The 23,488-nt window shown below is 68.0% G+C and carries 26 protein-coding genes; 5 read left to right on the forward strand and 21 right to left on the reverse strand.

Annotation, left to right across the window (positions count from 1 at the left end):
- The first annotated feature begins 58 nt into the window (after positions 1–58).
- Complete coding sequence (locus NFC98_RS09685) at positions 59–382, forward strand: cytochrome c (protein ID WP_254274795.1); 324 nt, start codon at positions 59–61, stop codon at positions 380–382.
- 50 nt (positions 383–432) lie between these two features.
- On the opposite strand, the gene NFC98_RS09690 is transcribed toward NFC98_RS09685, so the two are convergent.
- Positions 433–1,347 carry a LysR family transcriptional regulator gene (locus tag NFC98_RS09690; protein WP_254274796.1) on the reverse strand — a complete coding sequence of 305 codons (915 nt, stop codon included), beginning with the start codon at positions 1,345–1,347 and terminating at the stop codon, positions 433–435.
- Between the two features lie 98 nt (positions 1,348–1,445).
- Here NFC98_RS09690 and ppnN point away from each other — a divergent pair, with 98 nt between their 5' ends.
- Positions 1,446–2,807, forward strand: a complete 1,362-nt coding sequence (gene ppnN / locus NFC98_RS09695) for a nucleotide 5'-monophosphate nucleosidase PpnN (RefSeq protein ID WP_302055051.1) — start codon at positions 1,446–1,448, stop codon at positions 2,805–2,807.
- Positions 2,808–2,932: 125 nt separating this feature from the next.
- Here the strand turns inward: ppnN and NFC98_RS09700 are convergent, their stop codons facing one another.
- Together NFC98_RS09700 and NFC98_RS09705 are read right to left on the reverse strand one after the other, a co-directional pair.
- Entirely contained in the window at positions 2,933–3,298 is a 366-nt protein-coding gene (locus NFC98_RS09700; protein WP_254274797.1) for a hypothetical protein, read from the reverse strand.
- Between the two features lies 1 nt (position 3,299).
- On the reverse strand, positions 3,300–3,764 hold the full coding sequence (locus NFC98_RS09705; protein WP_254274798.1) for a flavodoxin: 465 nt from the start codon (positions 3,762–3,764) through the stop codon (positions 3,300–3,302).
- A gap of 167 nt (positions 3,765–3,931) precedes the next feature.
- Here NFC98_RS09705 and NFC98_RS09710 point away from each other — a divergent pair, with 167 nt between their 5' ends.
- Positions 3,932–4,141 carry a DUF2788 domain-containing protein gene (locus NFC98_RS09710; protein ID WP_183330663.1) on the forward strand — a complete coding sequence of 70 codons (210 nt, stop codon included), beginning with the start codon at positions 3,932–3,934 and terminating at the stop codon, positions 4,139–4,141.
- Between the two features lie 87 nt (positions 4,142–4,228).
- Here NFC98_RS09710 and ihfA read toward each other — a convergent pair whose 3' ends face one another.
- From ihfA to cysQ, 10 genes are all read right to left on the reverse strand, one after another.
- Complete coding sequence (gene ihfA / locus NFC98_RS09715) at positions 4,229–4,531, reverse strand: integration host factor subunit alpha (RefSeq protein WP_183330664.1); 303 nt, start codon at positions 4,529–4,531, stop codon at positions 4,229–4,231.
- A 72-nt stretch (positions 4,532–4,603) separates the two neighbouring features.
- Positions 4,604–6,985, reverse strand: coding sequence for a phenylalanine--tRNA ligase subunit beta (gene pheT / locus NFC98_RS09720; RefSeq protein WP_254274799.1), 2,382 nt, complete (start codon positions 6,983–6,985; stop codon positions 4,604–4,606).
- Positions 6,986–7,019: 34 nt separating this feature from the next.
- Positions 7,020–8,039, reverse strand: a complete 1,020-nt coding sequence (pheS, locus tag NFC98_RS09725; RefSeq protein ID WP_254274800.1) for a phenylalanine--tRNA ligase subunit alpha — start codon at positions 8,037–8,039, stop codon at positions 7,020–7,022.
- Positions 8,040–8,160: 121 nt separating this feature from the next.
- Entirely contained in the window at positions 8,161–8,514 is a 354-nt protein-coding gene (gene rplT / locus NFC98_RS09730) for a 50S ribosomal protein L20 (RefSeq protein WP_183330667.1), read from the reverse strand.
- 35 nt (positions 8,515–8,549) lie between these two features.
- A complete protein-coding gene (gene rpmI / locus NFC98_RS09735; protein ID WP_023006837.1) occupies positions 8,550–8,744 on the reverse strand; it encodes a 50S ribosomal protein L35 in 195 nt (64 codons plus the stop codon).
- A gap of 87 nt (positions 8,745–8,831) precedes the next feature.
- On the reverse strand, positions 8,832–9,371 hold the full coding sequence (gene infC, locus NFC98_RS09740; RefSeq protein ID WP_302055108.1) for a translation initiation factor IF-3: 540 nt from the start codon (positions 9,369–9,371) through the stop codon (positions 8,832–8,834).
- 33 nt (positions 9,372–9,404) lie between these two features.
- Positions 9,405–11,303 carry a threonine--tRNA ligase gene (gene thrS / locus NFC98_RS09745; RefSeq protein WP_254274802.1) on the reverse strand — a complete coding sequence of 633 codons (1,899 nt, stop codon included), beginning with the start codon at positions 11,301–11,303 and terminating at the stop codon, positions 9,405–9,407.
- Between the two features lie 268 nt (positions 11,304–11,571).
- The gene (locus tag NFC98_RS09750; RefSeq protein ID WP_254274803.1) at positions 11,572–12,228 is read right to left on the reverse strand and encodes an OmpA family protein; all 657 of its coding nucleotides are present in this window, start codon (positions 12,226–12,228) and stop codon (positions 11,572–11,574) included.
- A 253-nt stretch (positions 12,229–12,481) separates the two neighbouring features.
- A complete protein-coding gene (locus NFC98_RS09755; protein ID WP_254274804.1) occupies positions 12,482–12,949 on the reverse strand; it encodes a DUF2489 domain-containing protein in 468 nt (155 codons plus the stop codon).
- 81 nt (positions 12,950–13,030) lie between these two features.
- The gene (gene cysQ, locus NFC98_RS09760; RefSeq protein WP_254274805.1) at positions 13,031–13,819 is read right to left on the reverse strand and encodes a 3'(2'),5'-bisphosphate nucleotidase CysQ; all 789 of its coding nucleotides are present in this window, start codon (positions 13,817–13,819) and stop codon (positions 13,031–13,033) included.
- 218 nt (positions 13,820–14,037) lie between these two features.
- On the opposite strand from cysQ, the gene NFC98_RS09765 reads away from it, so the two are divergent.
- A complete protein-coding gene (locus NFC98_RS09765) occupies positions 14,038–15,495 on the forward strand; it encodes a DASS family sodium-coupled anion symporter (protein ID WP_254274806.1) in 1,458 nt (485 codons plus the stop codon).
- Between the two features lie 72 nt (positions 15,496–15,567).
- On the opposite strand, the gene cyoE is transcribed toward NFC98_RS09765, so the two are convergent.
- From cyoE to NFC98_RS09785, 4 genes are read right to left on the reverse strand one after another with little or no spacing between them, the layout of a single operon-like run.
- On the reverse strand, positions 15,568–16,500 hold the full coding sequence (gene cyoE, locus NFC98_RS09770; protein WP_254274807.1) for a heme o synthase: 933 nt from the start codon (positions 16,498–16,500) through the stop codon (positions 15,568–15,570).
- A complete protein-coding gene (locus tag NFC98_RS09775) occupies positions 16,493–17,551 on the reverse strand; it encodes a heme A synthase (protein ID WP_254277823.1) in 1,059 nt (352 codons plus the stop codon). The genes cyoE and NFC98_RS09775 overlap by 8 nt, the downstream gene beginning before the upstream one ends.
- Positions 17,552–17,576: 25 nt before the next feature.
- On the reverse strand, positions 17,577–18,125 hold the full coding sequence (locus tag NFC98_RS09780) for a hypothetical protein (protein ID WP_254274808.1): 549 nt from the start codon (positions 18,123–18,125) through the stop codon (positions 17,577–17,579).
- A complete protein-coding gene (locus NFC98_RS09785) occupies positions 18,122–18,859 on the reverse strand; it encodes an SURF1 family protein (protein ID WP_254274809.1) in 738 nt (245 codons plus the stop codon). The genes NFC98_RS09780 and NFC98_RS09785 overlap by 4 nt, the downstream gene beginning before the upstream one ends.
- Before the next feature lie 10 nt (positions 18,860–18,869).
- Here NFC98_RS09785 and NFC98_RS09790 point away from each other — a divergent pair, with 10 nt between their 5' ends.
- Positions 18,870–19,064, forward strand: a complete 195-nt coding sequence (locus tag NFC98_RS09790; protein ID WP_254274810.1) for a DUF2909 family protein — start codon at positions 18,870–18,872, stop codon at positions 19,062–19,064.
- A 28-nt stretch (positions 19,065–19,092) separates the two neighbouring features.
- Here the strand turns inward: NFC98_RS09790 and NFC98_RS09795 are convergent, their stop codons facing one another.
- The 4 genes from NFC98_RS09795 to coxB all read right to left on the reverse strand — a co-directional run bounded on the left by NFC98_RS09795 (position 19,093) and on the right by coxB (position 23,377).
- Entirely contained in the window at positions 19,093–19,953 is an 861-nt protein-coding gene (locus NFC98_RS09795) for a cytochrome c oxidase subunit 3 (RefSeq protein WP_254274811.1), read from the reverse strand.
- Positions 19,950–20,552, reverse strand: a complete 603-nt coding sequence (locus tag NFC98_RS09800; RefSeq protein ID WP_254274812.1) for a cytochrome c oxidase assembly protein — start codon at positions 20,550–20,552, stop codon at positions 19,950–19,952. The genes NFC98_RS09795 and NFC98_RS09800 overlap by 4 nt, the downstream gene beginning before the upstream one ends.
- Before the next feature lie 2 nt (positions 20,553–20,554).
- Positions 20,555–22,189: a cytochrome c oxidase subunit I gene (gene ctaD / locus NFC98_RS09805; protein ID WP_183330680.1), complete on the reverse strand. Its 1,635-nt coding sequence runs from the start codon at positions 22,187–22,189 to the stop codon at positions 20,555–20,557.
- A gap of 69 nt (positions 22,190–22,258) precedes the next feature.
- A complete protein-coding gene (gene coxB, locus NFC98_RS09810) occupies positions 22,259–23,377 on the reverse strand; it encodes a cytochrome c oxidase subunit II (protein WP_254274813.1) in 1,119 nt (372 codons plus the stop codon).
- Positions 23,378–23,488: the final 111 nt, after the last annotated feature.

Raw genomic sequence — 23,488 nt, forward strand, 5'->3', positions numbered from 1 at the left:
CGGCCACCCGGCCGCTGCCTTCCGCATGACGCAAGTCCCTTCTGCAAGAGGAACGTCCATGGCGAAGTCCTTCGCGCCCCTGCTCGGCGTGACCGCCCTGCTCTGCCTGCCCGCCCTGGCCGACCAGGACCCGACGGCACGCGGCCAGGCCCTGTTCACCGGCGAGGCCACCCCCGCCTGCGCGATCTGTCACACCCTGGCCGCGGCCGGTACCAGCGGCCAGATCGGCCCCAACCTCGACGAGCTGGGCCCCACCGCCGACATGGTCAGGAACGCGGTCAGCCGCGGGGTCGGGGTCATGCCGGCCTACGCGGACGCCCTGTCCAGCGACGACATCGAGGCCCTGGTGACCTTCGTCACCGACGCTACCGGAGGCGACTGACCACCCCCGTCCGGGCCGCCCGTGGCGGCCCGGACACCCTCCTCCTGCCCTCATACGAACCCCGGCTGCTCGCTGTAGCCGAAAAGCGCCTGGCGGCGCTGCTCGCGGAAGTCCTCGAGCAGGCGGACATAGCGACGCGGGATCTCCATGCCGCGGCGCCTCACCAGATGCAGCGTCTCGTGGACCGCCACCGGCAGGTCCAGCTCCTTCACCTGGCGCTGCCACGGCGAGGTCTCCAGCACCAGCCGCGACACCACGGTGAACCCCAGCCCCCGGGCCACCGCGTCCAGCACCATCCCCACCTCGTTGGTGAAGCCCTGGCGGCGGAAGTGACTGATCGAGCGGAACTCCTCCGGGAAGTTGCTGCGCAGCAGGGCGCCGGCGTGGTTGAGGCCGTCGGAGTAGTTGATGAAGCCGATGCCCATGAGGTCGGCCAGGCCACTGCCCGCGAAGTCCGCGGGCACCACCAGGCAGAGCGGCTCGCGGTGCCAGGGCTCGACCTCGAGGTCCGGATGGCGGACCTGGTCGGTGACGATGCCCAGGTCGTAGCGTCCGGCCTGCACGTCCTGAGTGATCTCGTGGTTGAAGGCGAAGCTGTAGCTCACCGTGAGGCCGGGATGCATCTGCTGCTGGCCCAGCAGGAAGGGATAGAGCATCACCCCGACGCTGCCCGGCGAGGCCAGGCGGCAGTCCCCGGAGTAGAGGGAATCGGCATCCAGCGAATGGCGGAACTGCTCGTGCTCGGCGAACAGCTTCAGGGCATAGTCGTAGGCCCGTCGACCCGCCTCGGTCAGCGTGAAGCGGCGACCATGACGCTCGAGCAGCGGCTTGTCGAGGTACTGCTCGAGCTTGCGCACGTGCTGGCTCACGCCCGGCTGGGTCATCTCGAGGCGACGGGCCGTCAGCGTGAAGCTGCCGGTCTCGACCAGGGTGATGAAGGTGCGGAAGTAGAGGGCGTTGAACATGGCGTGGCACGTCGCTGGCGGTGCCCCATTCTAGCACTCCCCCCGCCCCGGGCGTGATAGCATCCCCGTAGCTATCCCCGAACGACAAGGACGCCTGAATGCCCGACACCATTTCCAGCATCATTTCGCCGGAAGGCAGCCTGGAGATCCTCTCCCAGCATGAGGTGGCGCGCCTGCACGACACCTCGAAGCGCGGCCTGCACGACCTGCTGCGCCGCTGTGCCCTGGCCGTGCTCAACTGCGGCTCGCCCACCGATGACAGCGTGGCGCTGATGGAGACCTACGCGGACTTCGACATCGAGGTGGTCCCCCAGGATCGCGGCGTGCGCCTCAAGCTCACCAATGCCCCGGCCGAGGCCTTCGTCGACGGCAAGATGATCCGCGGCATCCGCGAGCACCTCTCGGCCGTGCTGCGCGACATCGTCTACGTCTACAACGAGATCCAGGGACACCAGCGCTTCGACCTCTCCACCGCCGAGGGGACCACCAACGCGGTGTTCCACATCCTGCGCAAGGCCGGCACCCTGAAGCCGGGGCGGGATCCTAGCCTGGTGGTCTGCTGGGGGGGCCACTCGATCTCGCGGGAGGAGTACGAGTACAGCAAGGACGTGGGCTACCACCTCGGCCTGCGCGAGATGGACATCTGCACCGGCTGTGGCCCCGGGGCCATGAAGGGCCCGATGAAGGGCGCCAATGTGGCTCATGCCAAGCAGCGCCGGCGCGAGGGCCGCTACCTGGGAGTCTCGGAGCCCGGCATCATCGCCGCCGAGGCCCCCAACCCCATCGTCAACGAGCTGGTGGTGATGCCGGACATCGAGAAGCGCCTGGAGGCCTTCGTGCGCCTGGGCCACGGCATCATCGTCTTCCCCGGCGGCGTAGGCACCGCCGAGGAGATCCTCTACCTGCTCGGCATCCTGCTGCATCCCGACAATGCCGACATGGCGCTGCCGGTGATCTTCAGCGGGCCTGCCGACAGCGCCGACTACTTCCAGCGCATCGACGAGTTCCTGGCCTACACCCTGGGCGAGGAGGTCCGCCACCTCTACCGCATCATCATCGACGACCCCACCGAGGTGGCGCGCACCATGCGCAAGGGCATCGACCAGGTCGGCGACTACCGCCGCGCCCGCCAGGACGCCTTCTACTACAACTGGCGACTGACCATCGACCGCCACTTCCAGGAGCCCTTCGAGGCCACCCACGAGGCCATGGCCGGCCTGGCCCTGCATCGCCAGCAGCCGGTCCACGAGCTGGCTGCCAACCTGCGCCGCGCCTTCTCGGGCATCGTGGCCGGCAACGTCAAGGAGCAGGGCATCCGCGCCATCAAGGCCCACGGCCCCTTCCGGCTCAGCGCCGAACCGGAGCTGATGCGCCGCCTTGATGCGCTGCTGGACTCCTTCGTGGCCCAGGGTCGCATGAAGCTCTCGGGCGACTACGTGCCCTGCTATACGCTGGGGTAAAGCGCCAAGCTGCAAGCTGCAAGCTGCAAGCTGCAAGCTGCAAGCTGCAAGAAATCAGGGTTTACCAACGCAAGGAGCAAGCCAAGGGAGGCCTTGAAGCTTGCTCCTTGCGGCTTGTGGCTGGCTCAGCCAGGCACCCTGACCCACAGCCACAGCGCGTGGAGCAGCAGCCCCAGGGTGGCGCCGTGGGCGAGCAGCAGCTCCCAGCCGATGAAGTCGGTGAACAACGCGTGGTAGAGACCCATGCCCGCCAGGCCGGCCACCAGGCTCACGCCCAGGCGGCCCAGCAGCGAGGGCAGGCGTCGCCGGGCCTCGCCATCCAGCATCCGCCAGTGGACCAGCGCGACAGCCGCCACCACGGCCAGGGCCATCAGGATCAGCGAGAGCCGGGTCTCGTGGCCCCCCGCCAGGTAACGCGGCACCGTGGCCAGCATCAGCAGCACCAGCCCCAGCATCAGGCTGACGCGCTCGGGGGTCGGCTGCGCCCCCACCTCAGGCCACCTTCAGCTGCTGGGTCTCGATCCACTCCTCGACCCAGGGCAGCGCGGCATCATCGGCCATGAAGGTCTCCATGGCGTCGATCTCCAGCCGTTCGCCGAGGCGCTGGGCGCCCTGCCCCTCGAGCAGCGCGTCGAGCTGGCGGCCGGCGCCGCAGAAGGTCTCGCCGTAGGAGCTGTCGCCCAGGGCGATCAGCCCGTAGCGCAGCGAGGGCAGGCCGGGGCTCTGCTCGTCCAGGGCGCGGGCGAAGGGCAGCAGGTTGCCGGGGATGTCGCCGCTGCCGGTGGTGGAGACGCAGAACAGCGCCAGGTCGGTGCGCGACCCGGTGAGGTCCTCGAGGGCAGGGTTCTCGAAGATGGCGACCTCGTAGCCGGCCTCCTCGAACAGCGGCTTGACCTGCTCGGCAACGTCGAGGGCGCCGCCATACATGGTTCCAACGAAGATCTTCAGCATGGGCATGTCTTGGATTTACCTGAGAATAATACTCGGATACTAACACGACGCATTGCCGGACCGCATCCTTGCCAGGAGCGAGGCGGGGCATTTCGTCGCACCCGTTGCCCTGCTGGTCGCGGCAAAGACCCAGTATAATGGTCGGTCATTTCCTTCCCCTGCACGGAGGCGGCATGCAGCAGACCTTCGAGGCCTGGATCACCCCGATCATGATCGGCGGCCTGATCCTGTTCATGGCCTTCATCATCTGGGACCTGGCGAAGAAGTCCAACGCCGGTCGGTTCGGCACCATCATGCTCTTCGTGGTGCTGGGGGCCGGGATGCTGGGCTACGTCTTCAAGGTGGTGATCACCTGGCTACTGGAGAACGGCGGCGGCGTCTGACCTGGCCCCCTGATCACGCGAAACGCCACCCCGAGGGGTGGCGTTTCGCGTTGACGGGCTCATGCCGGCACAGGGTCACGGTTCCCGTCAGGGCGCCTCCCCGCGGTAGCCCTCGACCTGGCTCTTGAGCTTCTGGCCGGGACGAAAGGTGACCACCCGCCGCGCCGAGATCGGGATCTCCTCGCCGGTCTTGGGGTTACGACCAGGCCGCTCGCGCTTGTCGCGCAGGTCGAAGTTGCCGAAGCCCGACAGCTTGACCTGCTCGTTCTCGCGCAGGCAGGCGCGGATCTCCTCGAAGAAGGCCTCCACCATGGACTTGGCCTCGCGCTTGGAGAGGCCAAGTTCGGCATGCAGGTGTTCGGCCAGCTCCGCCTTGGTCAGTGCACCCATGTTCACTCCCTCGTGGTGGGGTCCGCCATGCCGACCGACCTCCACCCAGCGGAGAGCCTGGGCGTCCGGCGATCATCCGCGCAGTTCCGCCCCCAGATGCTGACGGGACTCGGCGACGATGGCATCGACCAACTGATTGATTTCCTCGTCATTCAGCGTGCGCGAAGGATGCTGCCAGGTCAAGCCCAGCGCCACGCTCTTGCGCCCCTCCGGCACGCCCTTGCCCTGGTAGACGTCGAACAGGCGACACTCGGTCAGCCATTCACCGGCCTGCCCGCGCAGCGTATCCAGCAGCGCCTGAACCGGCAGCTCCTCGTCCACCAGGAACGCCAGGTCGCGACGCACCTCGGGGTAGCGGGAAAGCGGCGTGAAGGCCGGCACGCGGCCATGGGTCAGGGCATCGAGACGCACCTCGAACAGCACGGCATCCACCTTCAGCCCCAGCTCGGCGCGCACGGCCGGGTGCAGGGTGCCGATCCAGCCGGCTTCCTCGCCGCGATGCAGCACCCTGGCGCACTGGCCGGGGTGCAGCGCCGAGTGTTCGGCCGGCTCGAAGCGCCACGCCTCGGGCTCGCCGCCCATGGCCAGCAGGCTCTCCAGGTCGCCCTTGAGGTCGAAGAAGTCGACCGGCGACTTCGCGCCGGCCCAGCCCTCGGGCTCCCGCGAGCCGCATACCAGGGCCCCGAGCATGGGCGTCTGGTGCAGGGCATCGAGATCGCCGCGGAAGGTCAGGCCGGTCTCAAACAGCCTTACCCGGGTCTGCTGGCGGTTGAGGTTGTGCTGCAGGGCACGCACCAGCCCCGGGAAGAGGCTGGCCCGCATCACCGACAGGTCGCTGGAGATCGGGTTGGCCAGCACCGGCGAGACGGCCTCGGGCAGCAGGGCCCGCTGCATCTCCGGGGCCACGAAGCTGTAGGTCACCGCCTCCTGGTAGCCCCGGGCGACCATCTGGCGACGCAGCAGCGCCAGGGGCGTGCGTGCCTCCTGATCGGGGCGCAGCGCCAGGCGGGCCGCCGGGCGACGCACCGGAAGCCGGTTGTAGCCGTGGATACGCGCCACTTCCTCGATCAGGTCTTCCTCGATGGCGATGTCGAAGCGCCAGCTCGGCGCCTGGGCCTGCCACCCCTGGTCGGTGGTCTCGACGGCCATGCCCAGCCGCTCGAGGATCTCGGCCACCTCGTCGACGGGCAACGACTTGCCCAGCGCCTGCTCGAGGCGGGCGGCCCGCAGGCGCACCTCGCGCTCCCCCGGCAGGTGCTCGGCACTGGCCACCTCGACCAGCGGCCCCGGCTCGCCGCCGGTGATCTCGAGCAGCAGCGCCGTGGCGCGCTCGGCCGCCTCGCGGGCCAGCCGCGGGTCCACCCCGCGCTCGAAGCGGTGGGAGGCGTCGGTGTGCAGGCCGTAGGAGCGCGCCTGGCCGGCCACCGCCAGCGGCGAGAAGTAGGCCGACTCCAGGAAGATGTCGCGGGTCTCACTGTTCACCCCGGAGTGCTCGCCACCCATCACGCCGGCGATGGCCAGCGGGCCGCGCTCGTCGGCGATCACCAGGGTCGCGTCGTCCAGGGTGATCTCCTTGCCGTCGAGCAGCACCAGCCGCTCGCCCTCGCGGGCCAGGCGAACCACCACGGCCCCGTGCAGGTTGGCGCGATCGAAGGCGTGCAGGGGCTGGCCGAGCTCGAGCATCACATAGTTGGTGACATCAACGACCGAGTCGATGGCGCGAATGCCGCTGCGACGCAGCCGCTCCACCATCCACAGCGGGGTCTCGGCGCCGACGTCGACGCCCTTGATCAGCCGGCCCAGATAGCGCGGACAGCGCTCGGCGTCCTCGACGCGCACCGGGAGGGTCTCGTCGTGGCTGGCCGCCACCGGGGCGATGGCCGGACCCTGTACCGGCAGCCGGTTGAGCACCCCGACCTCGCGGGCCATGCCCTTGAGGCTCAGGCAGTCACCGCGGTTGGGCGTCAGGTCCACCTCGATGGTGTGGTCGTCCAGCCCCAGCCAGTCACGGAACCCCTCGCCCACCGGCGCGGCGGCCGGCAGCTCGAGGATCCCCGGCGAGGTCTCCTCCTCCAGGCCCAGCTCGGAGGCGGAGCAGATCATCCCGCGGGACTCCTGGCCGCGCAGCTTGGCCTTCCTGATCTTGAAGTCGCCGGGCAGCACGGCGCCGACCCGCGCGAAGGGCACCTTCTGCCCCACCGCGACGTTCGGCGCGCCGCAGACCACCTGAACCGGCTCGCCCGAGCCATCGTCGACCCGGCAGACGTTCAGCTTGTCGGCGTCGGGATGGGGGACCTTCTCCACGACCTCGGCCACCACCACGCCCTCGAAGGCCGCTGCCACGGGCTCCACCGCGTCCACCTCGAGGCCGGCCATGGTGATCTGGTCGGCCAGCGCCTGGGTCGCGAGCTGCGGCGAGACCCATTCGCGCAGCCACTGTTCGGAAAATTTCATGACAAATCCTGTGTTGTGCGGGTGCGATGGACGATCAGGCGAACTGCCTGAGGAAGCGCAGGTCGTTCTCGAAGAACAGCCGCAGGTCGTTGACCCCGTAGCGCAGCATCGCCAGGCGCTCGGCGCCCATGCCGAAGGCGAACCCCTTGTAGCGCTCGGCATCGATGCCGGAGTGGCGGAACACCTCCGGGTGCACCATGCCGCAGCCCATCACCTCCAGCCAGCCGCTGTGGGAGCAGACCCGGCAGCCTTCGCCCGAGCACATCACGCACTGGATATCGACCTCGGCGGAGGGCTCGGTGAAGGGGAAATAGGACGGGCGAAAGCGGACCGAGAGGTCGTCGCGCTCGAAGAAGGCGTGCAGGAAATCCTCGATGGTGCCCTTGAGGTCGGCGAAGCTGACGTCCTCGTCGACCAGCAGCCCCTCCACCTGGTGGAACATGGGGGTGTGGGTCAGGTCGGAGTCGCTGCGATAGACCCGCCCCGGGCAGACCACGCGGATCGGCAGCTTGCCCTCCTTCATGGTCCGCACCTGCACCGGCGAGGTGTGGGTGCGCAGCAGTCGGGTGGCATCGAAGTAGAAGGTGTCCGCCATGCCCCGCGCCGGATGGTGGGCGGGGATATTGAGCGCCTCGAAGTTGTGGTAGTCGTCCTCGATCTCCGGGCCCACCGCCACGTCGTAGCCGATACGGGTGAAGAGCCCCTCGATGCGCTCGAGGGTACGGGTCACCGGGTGCAGGCCACCACTCGGCTGGCCGCGGCCCGGCAGGGTCACATCGAGGCGTTCGGCGGCGAGTCGTGACTCCAGCGCGGCCTTCTCCAGCCCCTGGCGACGGGCCTCGAGCTCCTCGAAGAGCGCCTGCTTGGCCTCGTTGATCCGTTCGCCGGCCGCCGGGCGCTCGACGGCCGGCAGCTTGCCGAGGCCCTTGAGCAGTGCGGTGATCTCGCCCTTCTTGCCGAGGTAGCGCACGCGCAGCTCGTCCAGGGCCGGGATGGTGTCGGCGGCCTGGATGGCCCGGCGGGCCTCGGTGACCAGAGTGGGAAGATGGTCCATCCGTTGCGCTCCGAATTCGATGGTCTTGAGCATAAAAAAACAGGGGAAGAGCGGCTGCTCTTCCCCTGCGACGTCAACCACCGTCCGGCCGCGGCCGGACGGTACTGCCTGACGATGTCACTTACTGGGCAGCCTTGGCCTTCTCGACGATGGCAGCGAAGGCCGCCTTCTCGTTCACGGCCAGGTCCGCCAGGACCTTGCGGTCGATCTCGATACCGGCCTTCTTGAGGCCGCCGACGAAGCGGCTGTAGGAGAGACCGTGCAGACGGGCACCGGCGTTGATGCGCTGGATCCACAGGGCGCGGAACTGACGCTTGCGCTGGCGGCGGTCGCGGTACGCATACTGGCCGGCCTTGATGACGGCCTGCTTGGCGACGCGGAACACGCGGCTGCGGGCACCGTAGTAGCCCTTGGCCTGCTTGAGAATCTTCTTGTGACGGCGACGTGCAACGACGCCACGCTTGACACGAGTCATAGCTTACTCCTGACGATGAATGGGTCTACCAAGGGTTACAGGTTGGGCAGCATCCGCTGGATGAGCGCCTTGTCGGCGTCGTGGATCTGCTTCATGCCGCGCAGATGACGCTTCCGCTTGGTGGACTTCTTGGTCAGGATGTGGCTACGGAACGACTGCTTGTGCTTGAAGCCGTTGGCCGTCTTCTTGAAGCGCTTGGCAGCGCCGCTGTTGCTCTTGATTTTCGGCATGAGTTTAACTCCGCTCGAGGTTTCTTGAGAAAACCCGGGGCCGACGGAAGGCGAGGACGCCTTCCGCCCGTTGGACTGGCCGTCGGATCACTTCTTCTTGGGGGCAATGATCATGATCATCTGGCGCCCTTCCATCTTCGGGAAGGACTCCACGGTCCCGATCTCCTCGAGATCGGCGGCGATCCGCTCCATCAGCTTGCGGCCGAGATCCTGGTGCGCCATCTCACGACCGCGGAAGCGCAGCGTGACCTTGCCCTTGTCGCCACCTTCGAGGAAGCGGATCAGGTTTTTCAGCTTGACCTGATAGTCGCCCTCGTCGGTGCCAGGCCGGAACTTGACTTCCTTGACCTGAATCTGCTTCGTCTTCTTCTTCTGCGCAGACTTCTGCTTCTTCTGCTCGAAGACGAACTTGCCGTAATCCATGATCTTGCAGACGATCGGATCGGCGTTGGAAATCTGCACGAGGTCCATTCCCGCGGCTTCGGCACGCTCCAGTGCATCACTGGTGGGCACGACGCCCAGCTGTTCGCCGTCGCTGTCGATCAGGCGAACCTGATCCTCGGTAATGCGCTCGTTCATCGGGGGGCGCTTATCCTGGACGCGCCCTCTTGGGTTGCTTCGCTTGATCGCTCAGTCTCCTTAAGACGATTGACGATGTCGTCAGCCGAGTTCGGCGTTCAGACGCTCGATGAGGTCATCGACCCGCATGGTGCCAAGATCCTCGCCGCTGCGTGTCCGCACGGCCACCGAGTCGGCCTCGACTTCCTTATCCCCTACCACGAGGAGATAGGGAACTTTCTGCAACGTATGCTCGCGGATTTTAAAGCCGATCTTCTCGTTCCTCAAGTCCGCCTTGACGCGAAGGCCGATTTTCTGCAGCCGCTGCTCGAGATCGAGGACATAGTCGCGCTGCGCATCGGTGATGTTGAGGATCACCGCCTGCTGGGGCGCCAGCCACAGCGGCATGGCCCCGGCGTAGTGCTCGATCAGAATGCCGAGGAAGCGCTCGAAGGAGCCCAGGATCGCCCGGTGCAGCATGACCGGGGTCTTGCGGGCCCCATCCTCGTCGACGAACTGGGCGCCGAGGCGACCCGGCAGGTTGAAGTCGAGCTGCAGGGTACCACACTGCCAGACCCGATTGAGACAGTCGCGCAGGGAGAACTCGATCTTGGGCCCGTAGAAGGCGCCCTCGCCCGGCTGCAGCTCCCATTCGAGCCCGGTGGCGTTCAGCGCCGCCTCGAGGCCCGCCTCGGCCCGATCCCACATCTCGGGCTCGCCGAGGAAGTCATCGGGACGGGTGGAGAGCTTGAGCTCCACGTCGTCGAAGCCGAGTTCCTTGTAGACCTTGAGGGTCAGGGCGATGAAGGCCTCGGCCTCGGCCTGGATCTGCTTCTCGGTGCAGAAGATATGGGCGTCGTCCTGGGTGAAGGCGCGCACCCGCATCAGGCCGTGCAGCGAGCCGGACGGCTCGTTGCGGTGGCAGCTGCCGAACTCGGCCAGGCGCAGCGGCAGGTCCCGGTAGCTCTTAAGCCCCTGGTTGAACACCTGCACGTGGCAGGGGCAGTTCATGGGCTTGACGGCGTACTCGCGCTTCTCGGACTCGGTGGTGAACATCAGGTCGCTGTAGTGGCCCCAGTGGCCGGACTTCTTCCACAGCGAGAGGTCCACCACCTGGGGCGTCCGGATCTCCTGGTAGCCGTTCTCGACCTGCACCCGGCGCATGTACTGCTCCAGGGCCTGGTACATGGTCCAGCCGTTGGGATGCCAGAACACCATGCCCGGCGCCTCCTCCTGGAGGTGGAAGAGGTCCATCTTCCTGGCCAGCTTGCGGTGGTCGCGCTTCTCCGCCTCCTCGAGGCGCTTGAGGTAGGCCTTGAGCTGCTTCTTGTCCGGCCAGGCGGTGCCGTAGATGCGGGTCAGCATCGGCTTGGTGGCGTCGCCGCGCCAGTAGGCGCCGGCCAGCTTGGTGAGCTTGAAGGCCTTCAGGTGCCGGGTGTTGGGCACATGGGGCCCCCGGCACATGTCGGTGTACTCTTCGTGATGATAGAGGCGGATGGTCTCGCCTTCCGGGATCTCGCGGACGATCTCCTGCTTGTAGGGCTCGTCGCGATGCAGGAAGGTGAGCATCGCCTTGTCGCGATCGACATATTCGCGGACCACATCGTAGTCCTGGTCGATCAGCTGCTTCATGCGCTTCTCGATGGCCTCGAGGTCCTCCGGGGTGACGGAGCGGCCGAAATCGATGTCGTAGTAGAAGCCGTCGTCGATGACCGGGCCGATGGCCATCTTGGCCTCGGGGTAGAGCTGCTTGACCGCATGGCCGATGAGGTGGGCGCAGGAGTGGCGAATGACTTCCAGGCCCTCGGGGTCACGGGCCGTGAGGATCGCCACCTCGGCGTCACGGTCGATGACATCGGCGGCATCCACCGGCACGCCATCGATCTTGCCGGCCACGCAGGCCTTGGCGAGGCCGGGGCCGATGCTCTCGGCGAGCTGCATCACGGTGATCGGTTCGTCGAAGGGTCTCTGGCTGCCGTCGGGCAGGGTCACGATGGGCATGAAGGAGTCCTTGTGCGCAGTGGTGGCCCATACGAAAGACCACATGTCGCGTTGAACGAGAATGAAGGGTGAAGCGCCGCCCGCTGCCGGCCTTCACGGCCCGGCGCATCGTGGCGGCGGGGGTGAGACGGCGCCGGCCTGGCACGGCGAGGCGGTACCTTACCAGAAGCGCGCGCCCTGGTGCCATCCTGCCAGCACGCAGCAGGGGCGCCCGAAGGCGCCCCTGTGCGCGAGCCGTCAGGCTCGATCGGACATCTCAGCGGCCGGCTTACTGGCTGCTGATCTCCACCCGACGGTTCATGGCACGGCCTTCGTCGGTGTCGTTGGTGGCGACCGGACGCTCCTCGCCGTAGCCCACGGTACGCATGCGACCGTTGGCGACGCCCTGGGAGACCAGGTAGTCACGCACGGACTCTGCACGACGCTCGGACAGCCCCAGGTTGTACTCGTTGGAGCCAACGGAGTCGGTGTGACCAGCGATGGTCACGCGAACCTCGGGATTGTTGTTGAGGGTGTTGGCCACCTGGTTCAGCTCGGAGGCGGCACCGGGGCGCAGCTCCGCGGAGTCGAAGGCGAAGGTGACGTCGCTCTGCAGGGTCACCGGCTCGAACTCCGGCACCGGCTCGGGCTCGGGCTCCGGCATCGGCTCGGGCTCGGCCACCGGCTCCGGAGAGCGGTCGGCACACAGCATCGCACCCAGGGCGGCACCGGCGACAGTACCGGTGGCGGCACCTTCCTCTTCATCGGAGCTGCCGCTGGTGGCGTAGCCGATGCTGCCGCCGATCAGGCCGCCAGCGATGCCGCACACCACGGGCTGCTGGTACCAGGGACGGTCCGAGGAGGGATCGGTATTGGGGGTGGCACAGCCGGCGAGGCCGACCACGAGGGCAGAACCGAGCAGCAGGCCAGTCGTAGATTTTTTCATTTTTTCAAACTCCTTGTTTGACACTGTTCCCGAGGGCGGCATCTTTCCCACCGCCCTGGTGATCCCGAACGATCGGCCGGCGCGGGTCGGCAATCCATGGCCCACGACGACGTGCGGTGGCGACACGACAAAGGCGTCCGAGTGCCCGCCACACATGGCACGCTGCCAAGCTTGCAGCACCACGCCATATCTTTCAATCGTCATCTGTTGAAGTTAGCAGAAAGGGGCCGCGGCGCCACAGCCCATCGCGATACTAGTGCAGGCTGCCCGGCCAGCCGCGGCGAAACTCCAGCGCGGCCCTGGCCGCCTCGAGTACCGCGCCACGCAGTTCATCCTCGACGACCAGACGCTCACGGTCCTCCTTGAAGCGCTCCTTTGGCGAGAGCGCCATGCGTGCGTCATGGGTATGCAGGTGGCGGGTCCGGGCATGCACCTCGCCGAAGGGGCGGAAGGCGTCGCGCTCGAGCAGGCGCGGATCGAGAATCTCCAGCAGCACCTTGCAGCGCCAGGAACCCTCCGTCACGTCGACCTGCTCCTGCAGCAGGGCCGAGGCCACCAGCTCCAGATTCTCGAGACAGTTCTCGTGGGCCCGCTGCTCCTCCTCGGCACGGAAGGCGCGGCGGCGGCGCACCTCCCGCCACAGGGTGAAGGCATAGGCGGCAAGGCCGGCGATGATCGCCAGGGCCACGCCGGACAGGATCAGTACAGTGGTCGTCGTCATCGGAGTGTCCGCGGGAAGGGAAGTGGATATCAACTGAGAACCATTCTACCCTCGCGGCGCGCTGCACCCAAACCGCGTCCCTCACGCGGGCGGCAGCCGCGAGACCCACCGACCGTCCGCGCAGGCAATGAAGTGGCCATTGACCAGGCTGGCGCCCTGGTCACAGCGCAGCGGGGCGAGCCCCTCGACCGCCAGCACCACCCCGCCGGCGCCCTCCAGCACCGCCTGCCCGGCAGCGGTGTCCCACTGGCAGGTCGGCGCGAAGCGCGGGTAGAGGTCGGCCGCCCCCTCGGCGATGCGGCAGAACTTGACCGAGCTGCCGCAGCGCACCACCTGCGCCCCGGGGATCGCCGCCACCCACTGGCGGGTCCGGGGGTCGAGGTGGGCTCGGCTGGCCAGCACGCGGGGCGGCCAGCGGGCCGCCACCCGGATGGGCTCGCAGCGCCCCCCCGACCAGCGCCAGGCCCCTCGCCCGGCACCGCCCGCCCAGCTGATCCCGACGGCCGGGGCATGCACCACCCCCAGCACGGGCCGACCCGATTCGATGAGCGCCACGTTGACCGTGAAGTCATCGAAACCGTCGACGAACTCGCGTGTGCCGTCCAGCGGGTCGATCAGCCAGAAACGCGTCCATCGGCGGCGCTCCTGCCAGGGAGTCGCCTCCCCCTCCTCGGAGAGCAGCGGCAGCTCGGAGAGCGTCCGCAGCCCCTCGACCAGGCAGCGATGGGCGGCCAGGTCCGCCGCCGTGACCGGGCTCTGGTCGGCCTTGAGTTCGACCCGAAAGGTACGCTCGCGGACGGCCAGGATCGCGCGACCGGCCTCCACGCAGAGGGCCACCAGGCTGTCGAGGCTGGGAACGGACGGGGTCATGGGCGCGGCTTCCATGGCGACAGGAGGACATTGGACGACTCTGACAAAAGATCGGGCCGACCGCCAGCCCGCCCACGAGCGGGGGCCTCGGCGTCACGAACCGGGCGCAAGCATTAGACGAAAGGCTAACTCGACGACGCTTTCCACCGGCTACAACTTAAGTAGAATGCGCCGCTTCCCCGCGTCGCCTGCGACGCCAACCTGCTGAAGGAGTCACCATGCAGACCCGCGACGACGCTCCCGACAAGGTACCGGGCCCCTCCACCGCCGGACGCATCGGCCTCTGGCTGGGGCCCCTGCTGCTGCTGGCCACCCTGCTGCTGCCCGCCCCCGAGGGGATGAGCGACACCGCCTGGGCCTGCGTGGGCATGGCGCTGCTGATGGCCAGCTGGTGGTCCACCGAGGCCATCCCGATCCCGGTCACCTCGCTGCTCCCGCTGGTGCTGGTGCCGGCGCTGGGCCTCGGCAGCATGGGCGAGGCGGCGGGCAGCTACGCCAACCCGATCATCTACCTGTTCCTGGGCGGCTTCCTGCTGGGGATCGCCATGCAGCGCTGGAACCTGCACCGCCGCCTCGCTCTGCACGTGCTGAAGCTGGTCGGTCACCAGCCGCGGCGCCAGATCGGCGGCTTCATGATCGCCACCGGCTTTCTCAGCATGTGGGTCTCCAACACCGCCACGGCGATCATGATGCTGCCCATCGGCATGTCGGTGATCGCCCTGCTGGGCGACACAGACCCCGTCGAGCTGAAGCGCTACGCGACCGCCCTGCTGCTAGCCATCGCCTACTCGGCCAGCATCGGTGGCGTCGCCACCCTGATCGGCACGCCGCCCAACGCCCTGCTGGCCGGCTACCTGGCCGAGGACCGCGGCATCGACATCGGCTTCGCCCAGTGGATGGTCATCGGCCTGCCGATCAGCGTCGCCATGATGGCCGCCGCCTGGTGGTGGCTGACCCGCCGTGGCTTCCAGCTGGAAAGCGGGGGCAGCAGCGCCGGCATGGTCCACGACGAGCTCGAGCGGATCGGCCCCATGAGCGCTGCCGAGACGCGGGTCGGCGCGATCTTCTCGCTCGCCGCCCTGGCCTGGGTGGTACGCCCGCTGCTCAACGACCTCGGGCTTGGCTGGCTCTCCGATACCGGCATCGCCATCGCCGCCGGCATCGCGCTGTTCCTGGTGCCCAGCGGGCGAGGGGACGGCGAACGCCTGATGGTCTGGGAGGAGGCACAGAAGCTGCCCTGGGGCATCCTGCTGCTGTTCGGCGGCGGCCTGGCCCTGGCCGGCACCATCACCCGCACCGGCCTCGCCGAATGGATTGCCGCCCAGCTGGGGGTGTTCGGGACCTTCCCGCTGCTGGTGATGATCGGCATCGTGGTGCTGGTGATCATCTTCCTCACCGAGGTGACCTCCAACACCGCCACCGCGGCCGCCTTCCTGCCGCTGCTGGGTGCCCTGGCCCTGTCGCTGGACATCTCGCCGCTGCTGATCACCGTGCCGGCCGCCATCGCCGCCAGCTGCGCCTTCATGATGCCCGTCGCCACACCGCCCAATGCCATCGTGTTCGGCACCGGTCACATGAAGATCCAGTCGATGATCCGTGCCGGCTTCGCCCTCAACCTGATCAGCACCGTGCTGGTGACCCTGATGGCCTACTTCCTGATCATCACCCTCTGGTGACCGGCGCCACCCCACCCGGAAGCAGGAAGCCCGGCAGTGCCGGGCTTCCTGCGTCATGGGGCACGTCGCGCGTCACAGCGTCCAGGCCACCGCGTAGTGGTCGAGCAGCAGCACCCCGAAGACGCCGAGGATGTAGCGGATCGAGAACCAGAAGGCGGCCAGCGGCGCGCGGGGATCCTGGCCGCGCCAGACCTTCCAGTTCCAGAACATGAAGCGGGCATTGAGCACCGCGACCCCCACCAGGTAGACGGCGCCGCTCATGCCGATGACGAAGGGCATCAGGGTCACCGCCACGGTGAGCCAGCCGTAGAGCCACACCTGCAGCCGGGTGAAGGCCTCGCCGTGGGTCACCGGCAGCATGGGCACGCCGGCCCGCGCGTACTCGTCACGCTTGTGCAGCGCCAGGGCCCAGAAGTGCGGTGGCGTCCAGGCGAACACGATCAGCATCAGCAACAGCGGCTCCGGGCCGAGCTGCCCGGTCACCGCCGTCCAGCCCAGCAGCGGTGGCGCCGCGCCCGCCACCCCGCCGATCACGATGTTCTGCGGCGTGGCATGCTTGAGGAAGGCGGTGTAGACCAGCGCATAGCCGATCAGCGAGCCCAGGGTCAGCCAGGCGGTCAGCGCATTGACCTGCCAGACCAGCAGCCCGATGCCCGCCACCGAGAGCAGCGTGGCCCAGGCCAGCGCCACCGAGCTCGGCATCCGCCGGGCCGCCAGCGGCCGTCGCGAGGTCCTGAGCATCATGGCATCCAGGCGACGATCCACCACGTGGTTGAAGGCCGCCGCCCCACCCGCGGCCAGGCCGATGCCGGCCAGTCCGAAGAACACCACCGCCATCGAGGGCAGCACCGGCCGCGCCAGCGCCATGCCCACCAAGGCACAGACCAGCATGACCACCACCACCCGCGGCTTGCACAGCGTCATCAGGTCACGCCACCCCCAATCCGCCGATACCAGCAGGTCGGCCCGCTCCAGTTCCGCTCGAGATGTCACAGCCTCAGACATGGGCCCACTCCTTCTCTACCGATTGTTGTTTGGTGGCCTGCGGGGCCGACTCGCGCCAGCCCCAGACGGCCAGTGCCATCATCACCACCAGGGCCACCGCGCCGGCGGTGTGCAACAGGGCCAGCCAGAGCGGCAGCCACAGCAGCACGTTGGCGATGCCGAGCCCCAGCTGCAGGGCGAACACGCCAACCAGGCCCCCCAGCCAGGGCCGCAGCCGGGCCTCGTGCCAGTGGCGAAGGGCCAGCACCAGCAGGGCCAGGCCCAGGGCCAGGGCCCCCAGCCGATGGGCGAACTGGATGGCCGCGCGGGCATCGGCATGCAGCTGGCCGTGCAGGTAGTTGGGCCCCACGCTCTGGGTCAGGTGGAACCCCTCGCTCCAGTCCATGGCGGGCCACCACTGGCCGTTGCAGGTGGGAAACCCCTGGCAGGCGATCCCCGCATAGTTGCTGGAGACCCAGCCGCCCAGCGCCAGCTGCCCCACCAGCAGCAGCATGGCCAGGGCCCACAGCGGGGTCAGCGGACGGCACGGCGCCGCCACCCCACCCAGGGTCAGCCTGCCGGCGGCGAAGCGCCGCAGCCGCAGGTGCAGCCAGAGGAACAGCAGCATCACCGAGAGTCCGCCCAGCAGGTGCAGGGTAACCACCTGGGGCCACAGCTTGAGGGTCACGGTGAAGGCCCCGAAGGCGCCCTGCAGCAGGATCACCCCGAGCAGCGCCAGGCTGACCCCCCAGGGATAGTCGGCACGCCGCCGCAGCGGCGCCCCCAGCACGACCAGGGCGATCACCAGCAGCCCCAGGGTCGAGGCCACATAGCGGTGGACCATCTCGACCCAGGCCTTGAAGCTCTCCAGCGGCGCATCCGGGGTATGCGCCAGGGCGCGGGTCTCGTCGGGCACCACCAGCCGCCCGTAGCAGCCCGGCCAGTCGGGACAGCCCAGGCCCGCGTCGACCAGGCGAGTCCAGACGCCCACCAGGATCACCCCGATGGTGAACAGCACCCCGATCAGGCTCAGGGTCAACAGCTGGCGCACCCGGCGCCGCGAATCGTTCATCGTCACCTCGCTCTCTCCCTGCAGGTCAACGCCGCGCCAGCTCGCGCTCATCCCGTCTCGTCACCTCGGGATTCATGCGCAGCAGGCGATTGATATCATCCAACACGTCGCGGGCGTCGGCATCGGCGCCATAGCCCAGCACCGGCAGTCCCTGGGGGTCGAGCACCCAGAGTCGGTCGGCCTCCCGCCAGCCGGGCGCCACCGCCCAGTGAGCCACGGCTTCGCCGGGCAGTGCCGCGGTGTCACCGCCGATGCGCAGACGGCTGACCCGCGGCGCCTCGCGGCCCAGGGCCCGGTGCAGGCGCCACCACTGGTCGGCCAGGGCCTCGCAGCGCTCGGCGCAGTCGAAGGCCAGCACCCAGTCGCCGTGAACGTGGTCGGGGACGGTCTCGGTCAGCGGCCACTCGGCCAGGGTCGGGATATCGGGCACCAGGTCGCCATGGGCGGTGCGCTCGTCGGGAATACCGATGCGCCACGACACCATGATCCAGGCCACCAGCAGCGGCAGGGCGAACAGGGCCATCAGCGCCAGCAGCTTGAGGCGCGGATGGCGGATGGAATGGGGGCGGCTCATGGGCGCGTCTCCTCGGCAGGGGCAGACAGGGAAAGGGAAGAGGATGAACGGTCGCGCCCCAGGCGCCGGCCGCCGATCAGCATCACCAGAAAGGCCGCCAGGGCCAGGCCCCACCACTGCACGGCATAGCCCAGGTGGCGGCTCGGCGGCATCACGCTGGGGGTCCACCAGGGCTCAAGGCGACCGGGGCCGCGTTCCAGGTGCAGCCAGCCCGCGTGGGCGAAGGGCAGCGACCAGGCCGCCAGCTCGATGCGCTGAAGGCGCTGCCCCTCGCGGTTGGGGCCGAACAGCGGCGCCCCCTCGCCGGCCACCTGCCAGCGCCCCTCGAGAGTGACGCGCCCGGATGGGGTCTCCACCGTCGGGGTCTCGCGTCCGGCGCCGCTGGCCAGGAAGCCACGCTGAACCAGCCAGAGCCGCCCGTCATCGCCGCGCAGCGGGGTCAGCGGGGCGACGCCATGGCGCCCTTCGAGGGTGCGGTTGTCGAGGAACAGGGTCTCATCGGCGAGGTACTCGCCGGACAGGGTCAGGCGGCTGCCGTCGGGGGGCGTCTGGCGGGGGGCCTCCAGGTGCGGGGCCGCCTCGAGCGCCGCGAGGTAGTCGCGCTTCTCATCGGCGCGCTCCCACTGCCAGCCCCCCAGGAACAGCCCCAGCGCCACGAGGGGCAACCAGAGCCCCCACCAGAGGCGTTGCCGCCACCGCCCGGGGCGGGCATGCTGGACATCATCTTGCTTCAAGGAGTTTCCCATGTTGCTGAAGGTCCTGATCGCCCTGGTCTTCCTGGGCATGGTGGCCAGCCTGGCCGCCGGTGCAGGCTTCCTGCTGCGCGACGGCAGCGCCTCCCGTCGGCTGCTCATCTCGCTCAAGGTCAGGGTCGCCCTCGCGGCCACCCTGCTCGCCCTGCTCTTCTACGGCTTCCACCTCGGCAGCCTCGGCGGCTGAGCCGGTGCGACCGGCGCCCCTCGCCGGTTCAGAACACATAGACGAAGATGAACAGCCCGATCCACACCACATCCACGAAGTGCCAGTACCAGCAGGCCGCCTCGAAGCCGAAGTGGTCATCGCCCGAGAAGTGGCCGCGCTGGATGCGAGCGAACATCACCGCCAGGATGGTGGCGCCGATGATCACGTGCAGGCCGTGGAAGCCGGTCAGCAGGAAGAAGGTCGCCCCGTAGATCCCCGCCTGAAGGGTGATGCCGTAGTGGGTGTAGGCCTCGTAGTACTCCACGCCCTGGATGACGATGAAGGTGACGCCGAGCAGCAGCGTGCCGAACAGCCAGTTGCGGGTGGTCTCGCGATGCCCCTCCTTGAGCCCCTCGTGGGCCACGGTGAGGGTGATGCTCGAGGCCACCAGGATCAGGGTGTTGACCAGCGGCAGGTGCCAGGGGCTGAGCACCTCGCGCGGCCCCTCGACCCCCTCGCCGGGCGGGTTCATCAGCGGCCAGCTGGCGGTGAAGTCGGGCCACAGCAACGCCGCCACCCCCTTGGCCCCCTCGCCGTCCAGCCAGGGCAGCGCGAAGGTGCGCACGTAGAAGAGCGCCCCGAAGAAGGCCGCGAAGAACATCACCTCAGAGAAGATGAACCAGCCCATCCCCTGGCGGAAGGAGCGGTCCATCTGGGCATCGTAGAGGCCGGCCCGCGACTCCTTCACCACGTCGCGGAACCACAGCGCCATGACCGTGAGCACCGCGGCGAGCCCGATGGCCATCACCAGGCTGCCGCGGCCATGCACCAGTACCAGGCCGGTGCCCACCATCATCACGCCGAGGGCGAGGGAGCCGAGGATCGGCCACTTGCTGGTCGCGGGTACGTAATAGCTGCCACCACTCATGCCTCATCTCCTTTGCCGGCAGTCGCCCGGGCCTGAAGCGGCGCCTTGTCGCGGGTGACCGGATACAGGGTATAGACCAGGGTCAGGGTATTGACGTCGCTCGGCAGGTCCCGGGCGACCTGGAACACCAGCGGCAGCTCCAGGCGCTCGCCGGCCGTCAGGTGCTGCTCCTCGAAGCAGAAGCAGGTCATCTTGCGCAGGTGCGGGGCGGCACTCGAGGGCGAGACACTGGGCACCGCCCTGCCCCAGCTGCCGCTGTCGCTGCGGTTGTGGAAGGCGAAGTTGACCTCGGCGCTCTGCCCGGGGTGCACGCGGATCTGGCGGGTCTCCACGTCGAGGTTCCAGGGCAGGCCGGAACCGCTGCGGGTAATGAACTGCACGGTCACCATGCGCGACTCGTCGACCTCCTCGTGGATGAGCGCCTGGGCCGAGCCGCGGGTCTTGCCGTTGATGCCCGTCACCTCGCAGAAGACGTCATAGAGCGGCACCAGCGCGAAGGCGAAGGCGAACATCCCCACCAGCGCGGCCACCGTCCTCACCACGGTGCGCCGCACGCCGGGATAGCGCTGTGAGTCATCGCGGGAAGAGAAAATGGCCATGCTCAGTGCTCATGCCGCTGGAAGGTCGGCGGCGTCTCGAAGGTGTGCAGCGGGGCCGGGCTCGGCACGCTCCACTCGAGGTCCTCGGCCCCCTCCCAGGCCTTGGCCGGCGCCTTCTCGCCGCCGCGCACGCAGAGGATCACCACCGCCACGAACACCAGCTGGGAGGCGCCGAACATGAAGGCGCCCAGGCTCGACACCAGGTTGAAGTCGGCGAACTGCAGGGCGTAGTCGGGGATGCGCCGCGGCATCCCGGCGAGCCCGGAGAAGTGCATGGGGAAGAAGGTCAGGTTGACCCCGATCACCGACAGCCAGAAGTGCCACTGGGCCAGCTTCACGTTGGGGTAGTGGCCGGTCCACTTGGGCAGCCAGTAGTAGACGCCGGCCATGATCGCGAAGACCGCCCCCGGCACCAGCACGTAGTGGAAGTGCGCCACCACGAAGTAGGTGTCGTGGTACTGGAAGTCGGCGGGGGCGATGGCCAGCATCAGGCCGGAGAAGCCGCCGATGGTGAACAGCACCACGAAGGCCAGGGCGAAGAGCATCGGCGGCTCGAAGGTGATAGAGCCGCGAAACAGGGTGGTGATCCAGTTGAATACCTTCACCCCGGTGGGCACCGCGATCAGCATGGTCGTGTACATGAAGAACAGCTCGGCCACCAGCGGCAGCCCTACCACGAACATATGGTGCGCCCAGACGAGGAACGAGAGGATGGCAATGGAGGCCGTGGCGTAGACCATGGAGGCGTAGCCGAACAGCCGCTTGCGGGCGAAGGTCGGGATGATCGCCGAGACGATACCGAACGCCGGCAGGATCATGATGTAGACCTCGGGGTGCCCGAAGAACCAGAACAGGTGCTGGAAGAGCACCGGGTCGCCGCCGCCGGCGGCATTGAAGAAGCTGGTGCCGAAGTTGATGTCCATCAGCATCATGGTGATCACCCCGGCCAGCACGGGCATCACCGCGATCAGCAGGAAGGCAGTGATCAGCCAGGTCCAGACGAACAGCGGCATGTCCATCATCCGCATCCCGGGCGCCCGCATGTTGAGGATGGTGGCGACGATGTTGATGGCACCGAGGATCGAGCTGATGCCGGCGATATGCAGAGACAGGATGAAGAAGGTGGTGGACGGCGGCGCATAGGTGGTAGAGAGCGGCGCGTAGAAGGTCCAGCCGAAGTTGGGGCCGCCGCCCGGCATCAGCAGGGTCGAGAGCAGCAGCAGGAAGGCCACCGGCAGCAGCCAGAAGCTGAAGTTGTTGAGCCGCGGCAGGGCCATGTCCGGCGCGCCGATCTGCAGCGGGATCATCCAGTTGGCCAGCCCAGTGAAGGCCGGCATGACCGCCGCGAAGACCATGATCAGGCCGTGCATGGTGGTCATCTGGTTGAAGAACTCGGGATTGACCAGCTGCAGGCCCGGCTGGAAGAGCTCGGCGCGTACCACCAGCGCGAAGATCCCGCCGATGAAGAACATGATCAGCGAGAAGATCAGGTAGAGGCTGCCGATCTCCTTGTGGTTGGTGGTGAGCAGCCAGCGCAGCAGGCCGCGGGGCGGCGCGTGGTGCGCCGATGCCTGACCGCCGGCAGCGGACGCGGTGCTCTGCTCGACGGGGTGATGCGGAGGCAGCTTGGGCGCCATCGTGAATCTCCCTGATCTGTCGTTGTTCTTGGAGAAAGGGTCGTAGGGGTGTCGAAGCCGGCGGCGGCGCTACTGCGCCAGCCGCTCGGCGACATCCGCGGGTTGGACCGCCTCTCCGGTATCGTTGCCCCAGGCATTGCGGGTCCAGGTCACCACGGCGGCGATCTCGACCGGGTTCAGGGTGCTGCGGAAGGCCGGCATCGCCGTTCCCGACACCCCGTTGATCACGGTGTCGAGATGCCACTCCAGATCGTCGATCAGCTGCTGATTGCCGGCCAGGGCCGGGAAGGCCGGCGGACTGCCCTGGCCCTCGGCCTGGTGGCAGGAGGCGCAGATGCTGCCGTAGACCCCCTCGCCGCGCTCCATCAGCTCGGCCAGCTCCCACTCGCGGTCGACCCCCATGGCCTCCTGCTCGGCGGCCTCCTTGCGCTCGGCGAGCCAGGCGTCGAAGTCATCCTCTTCCATGGCCTCCACCACGATGGGCATGAAGCCGTGGTCCATGCCGCACAGCTCGGCGCACTGGCCGCGATAGATCCCGGGCTCGTTGATGCGCACCCAGTTCTCGTTGACGAAGCCGGGAATGGTGTCCTGCTTGACGGCCAGATCCGGCACCCACCAGGAGTGGATGACATCGTCGGAGGTCATCAGGAAACGCACCTTGCGGTTGATCGGGAGTACCAGCGGCTCATCGACCTCCAGCAGATAGTGCTCGCCACGAGCCTCCGCCCCGCGGATCTGGTCGCGCGGCGTGCCCAGGTTGGAGGTGAAGGCGACATCCTCACCGAGGTACTCGTAGCGCCAGCGCCACTGCTGGCCGATGATCATGACGTCCAGCTCGGCATCCGAGGCGTCGTACATCTTCTTGAGGGTGGCGGTGGCGGGCACCGCCATGCCGACCAGGATCAGCAGCGGCACCGCGGTCCAGATCACCTCGACGGTGGTGTTCTCGTGGAAGTGGGCGGACTTGGCGCCCTTGGAACGGCGGAAGCGGAACAGGGAGTAGAACATCACCCCGAAGACCACCACGCCGATGATCACGCAGATCCAGAAGATGGTCATGTGCAGGGAGTGGATCTCGCGACTGACGTCGGTGACCCCCACCGGCATGTTCCAGCCATTGGCCATGGCCAGGGGAACCCCCAGGGCGAGCCCCAGGCTACCCGCCATCCACACGAGCAACGTGCGCATCGGCGCCTCCTCTTCACTTGTTGTTGTCGTATCGCGCCACCCGGTGAGGGCCAGGGGAAGACTGCTGCCATCATCACCGGCGAGGTGTCTTGCGCTGTGCGATTAACGCAA

The sequence above is a fragment of the Halomonas sp. 3H genome, from assembly GCF_024206005.1.
Lineage (GTDB): Bacteria > Pseudomonadota > Gammaproteobacteria > Pseudomonadales > Halomonadaceae > Halomonas > Halomonas campaniensis.